Below are 12,715 nucleotides of genomic sequence, written 5' to 3' on the forward strand. Positions count from 1 at the left end.
CCATGGTCCCGGTGAATAATTCTCCCGTCACGATTGCCCGCAGAGGGCTGATGCTGGTGATTTCTTCGCCATCGGGCGCGGGCAAATCCACGATCGCGCGCAACCTGCTCGAAAAAGACAAGAATATCAGCCTCTCCGTCAGCGTTACGACGCGTCCGCGCCGCCAGAGCGAGATCGAAGGCATCCACTACCACTTCATCTCCAAGCGTGATTTCGAGCGCATGCGCGATGGTGACGAGTTGCTGGAATGGGCCGAAGTTCACGGCAATTTTTACGGCACGCCGCGCGAACCGGTCGAAGCGGCGATGGCCGCCGGCCGCGACATGCTGTTCGATATCGACTGGCAGGGCGCCGAACAGCTTCAGGACAAGATGAAGGCCGACGTCGTCTCGATCTTCATCCTGCCGCCGACCATGACCGAGTTGCAATCACGCCTGCACCGTCGCGCCGAAGACAGCGAAGAGGTCATCAAGACCCGCCTCCTTAACTCCCGCGCAGAGATCGAGCACTGGCGCGATTATGACTATGTCATCCTCAATGACGACCTGCAGGCCGCCTTCGAGGGCATAGAAGCGATCGTCAAGGCCGAACGCGTCCGCCGCGACCGCCGCCACGGCATGTTCGACTTCGTGCGGTCGTTGCTCGAGGAAGAGCCGAAGCTCGGTTGAAAGCCGTTTTGTTCTATTTCTGGAGTGAGGCCGGCAAATTGACTTGAATTCCCAACGGAATGAAGTGCTTAAGGTTTTCGGTTGTCACAGTCAGATTATAGACTTGAGCCGTGGCGGCAATGATCAGGTCAGCAAGGCCGGGATGACGGCCTTTGCTGTTTGCCACATCCTCCATCGCACCCGCTACACGGGCAACCGCGACATCCATTGGCAATATTCGATCCCCGAAGTTTCCGGTTAGAGAACTCAACCAGCCATTCAGACGGTTGGCGCGATCGACGGCGCCCTTGCGGACAAGATATCCTATTCCTTTTTGGATTTCGGCAACGGTCATTGCTGACAGATAAAGTGCATCAGCTTCGCCCTGTACATGGAACCATGTGCGGGTCGCTTCGAATGGGATGGGCTTGTCGGGAGCAAAACGGGATATGATATTGGTATCGAGCAGGAAGCCGTTACTCAAAATCGATTTCCCTCATAGTCGCTGGATTGCGCGACAGATCCACACCGCCCGGATAGGTTAGCAGGAAGTCACCGAAATTGGCGGGCGGGGTCTTCAGCGCCTTTTTTGCTGCTTCGGCGGCCTCAACGGAAACGAGCACCGCCGCCGGTTTGCCGTGACGTGTGATCGTCACGAACTCGCCCTTCGCTGCTTCATCGATCAGTGTGGCAAAACCGGCTTTTGCTTCGGCAACGCTCATGCTCGACATATCTGCCTCCAAAAATGACCATATATGGACATAATAGTTGAGCGCAGAATTGCAAGCAACCTCCGTCGGTGCCATCTGCCTTACCTTACAGGCAATTCGCCAACGTCACGAATTCTTCCACCGAGAGCGTTTCCGCCCGGCGCGTGGGATCGATGCCCGCCTTTTCCAGCAGCGTTTCTCCGCCAAGGCTCTTGACGCTCTGGCGCAGCATCTTGCGACGCTGGCCGAAGGCCGCCTCCGTAACCCTTTCAAGCTTCGCGACGTCGCAGGGCAACGGCTTGTCCTTGGGCAGCAGGTGCACGACCGTCGAAGTCACCTTCGGCGGCGGGCTGAAGGCCTGTGGTGGAACGTCGAAGGCCATTTCGGAAACGGTGCGCCATCCGGCGAGCACGCCGAGGCGGCCGTAGTGATTGTCGCCTTCTTCGGCGACGATGCGTTGGCCCACTTCCTTTTGGAACATCAGCGTCATGGAGAGCCAGAAGGGCGGCCACTCCTTTGGCAGCAGCCAGTTGACCAGCAATTGCGTGCCGACATTATAGGGCAGATTGGCGATGATGCGCACAGGCTCGCCGGCGGGAACCAGTGCCTCGAAATCCGTCTTCAGCGCGTCGCCCTCGATGACCTCGAGCCGTCCGGGATAATGTGCTTCGATTTCCGCAAGAACGGGCAGGCAGCGGCTGTCGCGCTCGACGGCGATGACCTTTTTCGCACCGAGCGACAGAATGGCACGGGTAAGGCCGCCGGGGCCGGGGCCGACCTCGATCACCGTCACCCCATCGAGCGGCCCGGCGGTGCGGGCGATCTTCTGGGTCAGGTTGAGGTCGAACAGGAAATTCTGGCCGAGCGATTTCTTCGCATCAAGCCCATGGCGCTGGATGACATCGCGCAGCGGCGGCAGTCCGTCGATGGCGGCCATTACGCGCCAACCCGGCTGCGGGTGGAAATCTCCGCGGCCATCTTCAGCGCCGCCACGAGGCTCGCCTCATTGGCAATGCCCTGGCCGGCAATGCCGAAGGCAGTGCCATGGTCGGGCGACGTGCGGATGAAGGGCAGGCCGAGCGTGACGTTGACCGAATCGTCAAAGCCGAGCGCCTTGGCCGGAATGAGTGCCTGATCGTGATACATGCACACCGCCACGTCATAACGCTTGCGGGCGGCATCGTGGAACATGGTGTCGGCGGGCAGGGGACCGAAGGCGTCGATGCCGTCCTTGCGCAACCGTATGGTCGCGGGATGAACCACATCGCGGTCCTCCGTGCCCAGCGCGCCATCTTCACCCGCATGCGGGTTGAGACCGGCGACAGCCAGACGCGGTGCAGTTATGCCGAATTTTTCCCGCAGATCGGTATCGATGATCCGGCAGGTCGTGACGATCAATTCTTCACTGAGGGCGGCCGGCACGTCCTTTATCGGAATATGGATGGTTACCGGCACGACCCGAACCTTGGGACCGGCAATCATCATCACCGGCATCACCGGCTTGCCCGTCTGGCGCAGGGCGAGATCGGCCAGAAATTCCGTATGACCGGGAAAACCGAATCCGGCTTCGTAAAGCACGGATTTCGCAATCGGATTGGTGACGACAGCCGCAGCCCTGCCTTCAACCGTCAGGGAAACGGCCATCTCGATGGCCTTGATCGTCGCGTGGGCAGCGCCGACATGCGGCTGACCCGCCTGCACGTCAAACCCGACAGGAAGGGGGAGTATGGGGAAAGCGCGCTCGAACAGGCCAACGGCGCCTTCCGGATCGCAGGTCTCGATATTGACCGGCACGCCGATCAGCGCCGCACGGCTCGCCACCACATCGGGATCGCCGATGAAGATAAATGGCGGCACGTCGTTCTCCCGGCGCTTCGCCCAGGCGTTGATGGCGATATCGGGGCCGATACCGGCTGGATCTCCCTGGGTCAGGGCAAGCGGCAGGGATGCATGTGTCACGGAAAGAACCGGCTCTCGTATCAATATCAGGTATTGACGATCTGCGCCTTCTTGCGCAGCTCATCCATGTATTTCTTTTCGTTCGGGTTTTCGCCGTCCTTGGCCTTCATCAGGTCTTCGGCCTTGAACACCATTTCCGCGGCGTAGTCGTCGGAAACCTGACGCTGCTTGCAGATGGCCAGATATTCGACACCCTTCTCGGTCACACGCGTGCCGGTGGTGCCGCCTTCCTTGGTCTTCTCCACCAGCGCCTTCCAGTCTTCCGGCAGTTCCGGCGCGAGAATGCGTCCGAGGTCCTTGATCGCCACGTCACGCATGGTTGCGGCGAAGCTCATGGCTTGGTCGCAGCCGGGGTAGCGCTTGCGCGAGGCTTCGGCCTCGGCCTTGCGCTTGCCGGTAATGGCGTTACGCTTTGCTTCCGGGATGACGAAGATGACCTGTTGCAGGAAATATTCCGTGGTCACGGGCTTTTCGCCGCGTTCCTTCAGGCGGGTGACGAGATCCTGGTTCGACATCTTGCCGCGTGCGCCATAACGGGCGTTGACGAGGCGCGGCCAGCTCATCTGAACGGCGATGAAGGCTTTGAAGTGCTCGGCGCCAACACCCGCCTGCGCAAGCACTTTCGTCAGTTGCTCGGGCTTCATTTTGTTATTGCCGGCAAATCGCGCGAATGCGGCGTCGACGTCCTGCGTGCTGACTGACATCTTCACGCGGCCGATCTCTTCGCGCTTCAGTGCCTCGTCAACCAGCTGTTCGCGGGCCTTTTCGTTGAGATTGCCCGACTGGCGCTGCAGCTTCAGGAAGGCGACGCGTCTTGCAATATCATCGTTGGTGATGGGCGTCTTGTTGACGACGATCTTGACGGTGCTGTCGGCGAAGGCCTGGCCGGCATAAGGCACGATGGCCATGGGAACGGCGAAAATCGCAAAGGCAAAAGCAGCGCCACGCAAAGCCGACTTTCCGAAATTCATCATATGCTTCTCCCTTTCGTCGGCCAGGGTCCTTGCCCTGTTCCGCCAATCTGTTCCGCCCGAAGCGGGGAATATCGAACTCCCCGGCTTTTCAGACCTGCACCTGCGCATCCGCACCGCGAATTTGCCACGTATATATCATCGCGATCCGCAAGACGGCAATGTGTCGGTTTGTTGAAAGAAAACCCGGTAGGTTTCATGTCCGGCCGACACTGGCGTGTTGTTGCGGCAAAACCGTGGCTTTACTGAGCAAATGGCAAAAGGCAGGCCACGATGCTGCGTGACCTGCCTTTAAACTCAGTAGTTGTTTGGTTTCCAGCCGATATCCATGTCGTTCCAGTCCTCATTGGCCGAACCGACGCTGACGTCGCCGAGCGTGCGGAAGGCGAGGCGCGCATTGATCGACCAGTCATTGGCGGCCTGGCGGCTGGAATTGATATTACCCTCGTCGGAATAGCTGACCGTCAAGATCGTGCATTCGTCCTGATAGGCAATGCCGATACGACGCTCTGCGGCAAATTTTCCGTTCAGATCGTAATTGATCGAACCGAATAGCGACCAGTTGTCGTCCATGCGCAGCGAACCGGAAGCCTGAATGATATCGCGGTTTTCGTTATATCCGTATTCCGGCTGTGCCTTGACCTGCGTGTAGCTGAGCTTGCCGTTGATGCGGCGATCCGAATAGCTGATGCCCGTTTCAGACCGGTTGATTTCGAAATTGTCCTTGTCGAGACGCAGGCTCGAGGACAGCGAAAGACCGATCGGGGCATCGAAGGCTGCCATGGCGACATAATCCGAACGATCGGATTCGAGGCCGGAATTGGCGCCCACATTCAGCAAGTCGTAGGAGGCGAAGGAATTTTCGCCCGCCAGATGGAAGGACTGACCGGCAATGGCGCGGATGCCGTAACCATTGTCAAACGTGCCGTTATAACGGAAGCCGATATTCGCACGCGTGCCGCCTTCGATCCGGTCGAAGCCGGAGAACTTGTCGCGCTCGAAGAGGTTTGTGGCGTCGAACACGAAGGCCTGCGCATCCTCGTTCGGGAAACGACCGGAATATTGCTCGTTTGGCCGCACGAAGATTTGCGCGATCGGCTCGATGACGTGATTGCTGTTCAGCGCCGTGAACAGCCATGGGTAACGCAGTTCGAGACCGCCGGTAACCATGCCGCGCAATGCTGCGTCGTCATTGATCATGCCCTCATAGGCATAGGATGTGCCACCGGAGGTGAAGCTTGCCGCGGTCATGTCGGTCCACAGCGCGTCGCCGCGCGCCGCGAGGATCGGCGTGATCTGCAGGCCGCTATCCATCGTGATGGTGCGCTTCCATTCCGCTTCGGTGGTCCAGCGCGTATACGACCCTTCCAGACCGTTGAAGCGCGGGAAACCGCCCATTGCGTAGGAATCCTGCGTCGAACGGCTGATGCTCGTGAAGTTCGTCGTCAGCGAAAGTTCGCCGCCATAGATCGGATCCGGAAGGAAGTAACGATAGTCTACAACAGGATGAACGATCGCCTGCTTGCGTTCCTTCAGCTCCGAATTATCCGTGTCCTGCACATTGAAGTAATAACCGCGGGCATCAAAGCTGTTACGTTCGCCCGTACCCGCCAGATAAATCTGATTGGTCTGGACGTCGTTCTTGTAGCCCTTCAGGTTGTAGGTACGCGAGAAGTTGTTGTCGGACTGCACCATGGCGTCCCAGCCGAAGGCCCAGCGTGGGTTGATGCTGAAATCACCCTTAGTCGCCACCATGCCGCGCTGATCGTTCAACGCGTCACTCGTTCCGGAGATGAACGTATCCGAAGACTGCTGGCTGATGCCGGCAATCGTCAGCGTGTGCATGCCGGTCTCGAAACGCTGGCGCAATTCGGCCTGAAGGAGCAGACCCTGCTTTGTGTAGTAGGTCGGCGTGACCGTGAGGTCGGACGTATCGGACAGAACCTGGAAATAGGGGACACCGATACCGAAGCCGAGCTTGTTGGTCATGCTCATCTGCGGGAACAGGAAACCGGACTTCCGCTTGACCGTATTATCCGGAACCGTGAGGAACGGAATATAGGCGATCGAATGGCCGAAAAGCTGCAGGCGGGCCTTTTCCAGCCGCACCGTATGGGTCTTGCCGTCCTGAATGACGCGCTCAGCCTTGACCTGCCATAGCGGCGCCTTTTCGGGGCGCTCGGCGCAGGGCAGGCAGGCGGTGTAAACGCCGTTATTAAGGACCATCGTGTCGCTGTTGAGACGCTCGGCGCTTTCACCCGCGATACGGGTATTGTCCGTGGTCTCGACGCGCAGGGCATTCACGAATCCCTGACCGAAGTCGTCGGTGACGTCCATTTCGTCGGCATAAATCTTGTTGCCGCCCGGCTCGATCAACTCGATGTTGCCATGGGCAATCACGCGACCGGTCTGCTGGTTGTATTCCACTTGCTGGGCCACCATGCGGTAGCCCGAATAATTCATGCGAACCACACCCTTGGCGATGACGCGCTGGGAATCGCGGTTATAGGTCAGTTCATTTGCTGTAAGCAGGAGTTTCGAATCGTCTTGGCTTGCCGACGCAAGCAGTCCATCCTGGCCGAAAGCGACCGGGCTGGATGCCAAATACGCGCACACAGCGGCACCTGTCAGAAGGGCCGTCCAAAGCCGCCTGATATTCCCGCGGTCATATACCGCCACTAGCCGTCCTCCTGATGAAGCAGAATGGTTGCCCCCAAAGCCAACGCCACGATAACTGGAACCCAGACCGCGACGGAGGGAGGGACAACACCACCACTCCCGAATGCCCTTACGAGCACGGTTACTACATAAAGCACGAAGCCGGAAACGATTCCACCCAGAATCACGGAGCGCGATTGGGCGAAGCGGCTGAACTTTAGTGAAACGGTCGCGGCGATCAAGGTCATCGCGACCAGAAGCAGGGGCGTCGATAGCAGGAAATGATACTGCGTCTCAAGCGCCTTTGAAGATAGTCCAAAGGACTTTGCAACTTCGATCTTGTGAGAAAGGTCAAAGAAAGCAACGGTTTCCGTCTGCGTCATGCGCTCCTGGACGAATTCCCGTCTCAGATTGGTACTGATCTGCATGCTTTCTTGCCGAACTGGCACATGTCCGGCGCGTGTTTCCGAAACGCCGTTAAGAAGCCAGTAACCATCTTCCAATTTAGCCGACTTCGCATCCTTTCGCGAGACGATGTTTCCGTCCTTGTCGAGGTCGATGAGAACCACGTCGAGAAGCATCGTTCCGTTGTCTTCGAAGCTCTTGGCGCCGATGATCGTATCCTGGCCGCCGCTCGACTGGCGCATCCACGGAATGATCTCCTGTTGGCGGCCGCCGCCTGCGTCGTTGCGCAGACCTGCCTCCATGGCCAGTGACTTGTTCTGGCCCCATGCGGCGATGGGGTTGAGGACCATGACGGACAGGATGCCGATGAAAACTGCGCCGAGCACGAAGGGGAGGATGAATTGCCAGGCGGAAATGCCCGCGGCACGCGTCACCACCAGTTCGTAACGCCGGTTGAGCGAGATCAGCGTCGTCATGCCGACGAAAAGCGCGATGAAAGGAACGGTTTGCTGCAGGATCAGCGGCAGGCGAAGCGCCGTCAGGCCAAGGGCGGCCGGAACGGAATAGCCGGGCAGGCCGGACATGCGCCGTGCCGTCTCGCTGAAATCGGCGAGATAGATGATCGACGATACGCCGAGCACGAACCAGATGGCTGTCATCAGATATCGCTTCAGGAAATACCGGGCGAGCGTGTTGAAAATCATACGTTACCGCTCCCCGGGTTTTTCACCATCCGGCTGGAGAAGAGACGGCGTAGGCGACCTGCCGCATCCGCAATCACCTTCGGCATTTTCGGCTTACGGCCGGTCATCAGCACGAAGGCGGCAGCGGCACCGCTGAGGCCCGGCACGGCATAGACCAGCGGAATGAAGGCAGCACTCTGCTTGACCTGATTGGTGACGTAAAAACCGAGCCAGCGCAGCATGAATGCCGTTACCAGCGCGGCGACCATCGGATGCAGGCGCGCTTCGCGGTGCGACCGGGAATCGGCGGCGATGGTGAGCGAAATCAGCGCGAAGGCGAAGGCGAACATCCAGTCCGACAGGCGCTTGTGCAACTCGCTGCGGAAGGTCTCCGGCGAGCGCTTGTAGCTCGCATTGTTCTCGTCCGGTGAGAGAAGGAAGCCGAGGCTCGCATCGCCGGGCGAAAGCGACGGCTCCGAATCCTGCTTTTCCGACATGGTCGAAAGGTCGAAGGCGTAGGACAGGAACTTGACGATCGAGACCTTGCCGTCGGGCGTCTTCTGCTGCACTTCGCCGTCGCGCATGGTCAGCGACGTGCCGCTTTCATCAATCATGCCTTCCTTGGCATAATAGATGAGGTCGAAATTCGGATCGCGGCGATCGGCCACGAACAGGCCCTTGAGGATACGGCCCTGCCGCTGGGCGATCTGCACGTAAAGGCCGTCCTGAATGGTGCGGAAGGTCTTTTCCTCGATGACCGAAGACAACAGGTCAGCATAAGCGGCGGCCACCATCTGCCGGGCGGAGTTGCGCGCTGGCGGCTCGATGAAATTGGTGATGGTGAAGGAAAACAGGCTCAGAACGGCGGCCAGAATGAGAACCGGGCGATACATCACCGAACGCGGCGCTCCGGCCGCATCGATGATGGCAAGCTCGGAATCATTGTTCATCGTCGTGAAGATCTGGGTGATGCCGATGACAAGTGCGAACGGCAGAACCACGGGGATAAGCGTCGGCAGAATCATCGTCGCGAGCGCCATGAAGGAACCCATCGACTGGCCCGTATCGGTCACGAGATTGATTCTCTGGAGAACCTGGATGGTCCAGATGATGGCCAGCACCGGCAACAGCGCGACCAGAAACATCTGCGTTGTCCGCCGCAGGATATAGTTCTCGAGAAGCTTCATACGGCCCTGTTCGATATTGTTTTTTCGTGCGATCGCTCGCCGAATTTCCGCCTATCTAATCGCATCGTTGGCAATTGGCTATTCCGGCATGCTCACAAATATGTTTTGCGCGATGATTTTTCCACGCCCTGTGTCTTTTTGTGAAACAAGCTGTCGGTTTCATGACGTGATGTCGTCTTCCACAAAAATGCCTTTCCTTTAACGACTGTAGGCCTTTAAAGAATGCGGGTTGCGCCCCGGGCCGAAAAGGCCATGATCACGCGCATCGTGCAAGTCGTCCAAGAAGAGCAGGAAAACATGTCCGCTAAATTCGATATTTCTTTCGCCAATTCCGCCTCGCTGGAAAATGCCCTGGCCATCGTGCTGCAGGCCTCGGGCGAGGCGCAGGCCGTTGCCGGTGCTTCTGAGGCCGATCCGGGTGGTGTGATCGAGAGGGCGTCGAAGATTTCCGGCTTTTCCGCAAAGTCGATGGCGACGCTAGACGTCATCGCGCCGCAGGGTTCCGCTGCCGACCGTCTGCTCGTCATCGGGCTCGGCAAGCCGTCGAAGCTGGTCGCCCATGACTGGCTGCGCGCCGGCGGCACCGCGACTGCCCATTTCAAGAAGGCGGACCGGGTCGTCATCTATCTCGATGCCCCGGGTGTCGAGATGAACGCAGAGGTGGCTGCGGATTTCGCGCTTGGCCTCCTGCTGCGCGCCTATAGTTTCGATGCCTATAAGACCAAGAAGAAATCCGACGATGAAAAGACGCCGAAGAAAGTCGATGTCACCATCGTAACCGCCGCCCATAAGGACGCGGAAAAGGCCTTTGCCGTGTCGGAAGCCATTGCGGGCGGCGTGGTTCTGGCGCGTGATCTCGTCAACCTGCCGCCGAATGTGCTTGGCCCGGTCGAATTCGCCGAAAAAGCGGAAGAGCTGCGCAAGCTTGGTGTCGATGTCGAGATTCTCGGCGAAAAAGAGCTGAAGAAGCTCGGCATGAATGCGCTTCTCGGTGTTGCGCAGGGTTCGGCTCGCCCGCCGCGGCTGGCAGTCATGCAGTGGAACGGTGGTTCCAAGAAAGACGAGCCCATCGCCTTCGTCGGCAAGGGCGTCGTTTTCGACACCGGTGGCATTTCGCTGAAACCCGGTCTCAACATGGAAGACATGAAGGGTGACATGGGCGGTGCTGCTGCCGTCACCGGCCTGATGCATGTGCTTGCGGCCCGCAAGGCCAAGGCAAACGTGATCGGCGTCATCGGCCTTGTGGAAAACATGCCTGATGGCAATGCCCAGCGTCCCGGCGATATCGTCACCTCCATGTCCGGCCAGACCATCGAGATCATCAATACCGATGCCGAAGGCCGGCTGGTTCTGGCTGATGCGCTCTGGTACACCAAGGATCGCTTCAACCCGAAATTCATGATCAATCTCGCCACGCTGACGGGTGCGATCACGGTTGCGCTCGGCAATCTTCAGGCCGGTCTTTTCTCCAACGACGACGAGCTGGCCACGCGGCTTGCACAGGCCGGAGAGGCGACGGCCGAGAGGCTGTGGCGCATGCCGCTCGGCAAGGATTACGACAAGATCATCGATTCCAAATTCGCCGATATGAAGAATAGCTCCGGCCGGCTGGCGGGTTCCGTCACCGCCGCGCAGTTCCTCAAGCGTTTCGTTGGCGAAACGCCGTGGGCGCATCTCGATATTGCCGGCACCGCCATGGGTTCACCGCTGACCGAGATCAACCAGTCCTGGGGCTCGGGCTACGGCGTGCGTCTGCTGAACGAACTCGTTCGTGCCCATTACGAAGATTGAAGCGAGCGGAGCGGCGCGTCTGCGAATGACTGAAATTCTGTTCTACCATCTGACGGAATCGAAGCTGGAGGATGCGCTGCCGCCTTTGCTCGAGAAATCGCTGGAACGCGGCTGGAAGGTCGCGATCCAGACTGTCGACGAGGAGCGCCGCGATTTCCTCGACACACATCTGTGGACCTTTCGCGACGATAGTTTCCTGCCGCACGCCACCGATGCGTCATCTGCGCCGCAGAACCAGCCGATTCTTCTGACGGCGTCGAGCGAGAACGGCAATGCGGCGAACGTACGCTTTCTGGTCGACGGCGCCGAGCCGCCAGCGGTGGAGACCTATGAGCGCGTCGTCTTCATGTTCGACGGATACGACGCCTACCAGCTGGAAATGGCGCGTAACCACTGGAAAACGCTGAAGGCAGAGGGGCATTCGCTGACCTATTGGCAGCAGTCTCCCGAAGGTCGCTGGCAAAAAAAGGCCTGACTGCCGCCCGGCCATATTCAGACCAGCCCACTGGAATGGACTGGTAAGAAATCGCATGTGGCATCGCTTGCAACCTTTTGCTCTATGAAGTGCTTAAATAATCGGCTTGATATCCAGTCGCAGGCTGAGGGCAAAAGCGTTTGCGGCGCGGTAAAATAGAAGGATCTGGCATGGGACAGGCGATTTCTAGACCGGATCGGGAGGTGGAGCGTCTTGTGGCCGTGCGGTCGGTTGTCGCCTTCAAGAATGCCGAAACTGACGAATTGAGGGCAATCTCCCAACTGGCGCAGGGCGTGTTCGACGTGGCACGCGCGGCAGTTCACATTCTGGACGAGGACTGGCTGCATATCGCCGAGCAGGCGGGCCTGCAATTTCAGGAGTGTTCCCGGGATATCGCCATCTGCGACCGCGTGGTCGTGACACAGAATGTTTTGACGGTGTCTGATCTGAGCGTCCACCCGGAATTCGGCTGGCTTCCCTATGTGAAAGGTAGCCCTGAATTGCGATCTTATGCGGGCGCGCCGATCGAACTTGAGCCCGGTCTCGTTGTCGGCACCTTCTGTCTGCTTGATCCCAACGTGCGTGACTATTCACCGGCCGAGATCGACAATCTGAGATATTTCGCGACGCTTGCCGGAGCGCTTCTGAGACTGCAAAAAGCCAATTTCACCATGAGCCTTGCCGCTCGTGAATTGCGCGACGCGGCCATGACCGATCCTCTCACGGGTTTCTATAACCGCAAGGCTCTGGATTCCATCGTTGATCTGGAACTTGGCGCAGCGCTTTGCGAGAAGGAAACCTTTGGTGTTCTCTATCTCGATCTCGACGGTTTCAAGGCCATCAACGATACGCTGGGTCATGCCGCAGGAGACAAGGTTCTTGTCGAGGCGGCCGCACGCATTCGCGACGTTGTCAGAGCTGAAGATACGGTGGTCCGTATGGGTGGTGACGAATTCGCGATATTCGTTCCGCGTCCGACGTCTGCGTCCATCATTGGCAGTCTAGCGGAAAGGCTGCTTGAAGCGTTTCGGCAGCCGTTTCATGTGGAGGGCGAAAACGTGCTTGCACGTCTCAGCATCGGCGGCGCAATTGCGCCGCAGGCCGGTGCCGATCGCCCGACACTGCTGCGCAGCGTCGACGAAGCCCTCTATCAGGCCAAAAAATCAGGGCGCGACCGCTTTGTCAGCCGCGCCCTCTGAGGCTTGTATGTCTGGAAGCGTTGAGGCTTC

12 protein-coding genes are annotated in these 12,715 nt (G+C 58.8%); 4 read left to right on the plus strand and 8 right to left on the minus strand.

The window, feature by feature from the left end; all coding sequences use genetic code 11:
* Positions 1–2: 2 nt before the first annotated feature.
* Complete coding sequence (gene gmk, locus NYR50_RS03735) at positions 3–668, plus strand: guanylate kinase (protein ID WP_092769384.1); 666 nt, start codon at positions 3–5, stop codon at positions 666–668.
* 13 nt (positions 669–681) lie between these two features.
* On the opposite strand, the gene NYR50_RS03740 is transcribed toward gmk, so the two are convergent.
* The 8 genes from NYR50_RS03740 to NYR50_RS03775 all read right to left on the minus strand — a co-directional run bounded on the left by NYR50_RS03740 (position 682) and on the right by NYR50_RS03775 (position 9,220).
* On the minus strand, positions 682–1,131 hold the full coding sequence (locus NYR50_RS03740; RefSeq protein ID WP_418136812.1) for a type II toxin-antitoxin system VapC family toxin: 450 nt from the start codon (positions 1,129–1,131) through the stop codon (positions 682–684).
* Positions 1,124–1,378, minus strand: a complete 255-nt coding sequence (locus NYR50_RS03745; protein ID WP_092769380.1) for a type II toxin-antitoxin system Phd/YefM family antitoxin — start codon at positions 1,376–1,378, stop codon at positions 1,124–1,126. Before NYR50_RS03745 ends, NYR50_RS03740 begins: the two co-directional genes overlap by 8 nt.
* 85 nt (positions 1,379–1,463) lie before the next feature.
* Positions 1,464–2,294: a 16S rRNA (adenine(1518)-N(6)/adenine(1519)-N(6))-dimethyltransferase RsmA gene (rsmA, locus tag NYR50_RS03750; RefSeq protein ID WP_174008152.1), complete on the minus strand. Its 831-nt coding sequence runs from the start codon at positions 2,292–2,294 to the stop codon at positions 1,464–1,466.
* Positions 2,294–3,316: a 4-hydroxythreonine-4-phosphate dehydrogenase PdxA gene (gene pdxA / locus NYR50_RS03755; RefSeq protein WP_418136813.1), complete on the minus strand. Its 1,023-nt coding sequence runs from the start codon at positions 3,314–3,316 to the stop codon at positions 2,294–2,296. Before pdxA ends, rsmA begins: the two co-directional genes overlap by 1 nt.
* A 26-nt stretch (positions 3,317–3,342) precedes the next feature.
* Complete coding sequence (locus NYR50_RS03760; RefSeq protein WP_418136814.1) at positions 3,343–4,290, minus strand: SurA N-terminal domain-containing protein; 948 nt, start codon at positions 4,288–4,290, stop codon at positions 3,343–3,345.
* Between the two features lie 294 nt (positions 4,291–4,584).
* Positions 4,585–6,966, minus strand: a complete 2,382-nt coding sequence (locus NYR50_RS03765) for an LPS-assembly protein LptD (RefSeq protein WP_418136815.1) — start codon at positions 6,964–6,966, stop codon at positions 4,585–4,587.
* Complete coding sequence (lptG, locus tag NYR50_RS03770; protein WP_174008156.1) at positions 6,966–8,054, minus strand: LPS export ABC transporter permease LptG; 1,089 nt, start codon at positions 8,052–8,054, stop codon at positions 6,966–6,968. Before lptG ends, NYR50_RS03765 begins: the two co-directional genes overlap by 1 nt.
* Positions 8,051–9,220 carry an LptF/LptG family permease gene (locus tag NYR50_RS03775; RefSeq protein WP_418136816.1) on the minus strand — a complete coding sequence of 390 codons (1,170 nt, stop codon included), beginning with the start codon at positions 9,218–9,220 and terminating at the stop codon, positions 8,051–8,053. The genes lptG and NYR50_RS03775 overlap by 4 nt, the downstream gene beginning before the upstream one ends.
* A gap of 297 nt (positions 9,221–9,517) precedes the next feature.
* On the opposite strand from NYR50_RS03775, the gene NYR50_RS03780 reads away from it, so the two are divergent.
* From NYR50_RS03780 to NYR50_RS03790, 3 genes are all read left to right on the plus strand, one after another.
* Positions 9,518–11,011, plus strand: coding sequence for a leucyl aminopeptidase (locus NYR50_RS03780; protein ID WP_418137246.1), 1,494 nt, complete (start codon positions 9,518–9,520; stop codon positions 11,009–11,011).
* Positions 11,012–11,036: 25 nt separating this feature from the next.
* Positions 11,037–11,486, plus strand: a complete 450-nt coding sequence (locus tag NYR50_RS03785) for a DNA polymerase III subunit chi (protein ID WP_418136817.1) — start codon at positions 11,037–11,039, stop codon at positions 11,484–11,486.
* Between the two features lie 170 nt (positions 11,487–11,656).
* Complete coding sequence (locus NYR50_RS03790) at positions 11,657–12,685, plus strand: diguanylate cyclase domain-containing protein (protein WP_418136818.1); 1,029 nt, start codon at positions 11,657–11,659, stop codon at positions 12,683–12,685.
* Positions 12,686–12,715 lie beyond the last annotated feature (30 nt).

It is taken from the genome of Agrobacterium sp. El2ro-1b (genome assembly GCF_048298475.1).
In the GTDB taxonomy this organism is placed as follows: Bacteria; Pseudomonadota; Alphaproteobacteria; order Rhizobiales; family Rhizobiaceae; genus Agrobacterium; species Agrobacterium fabrum.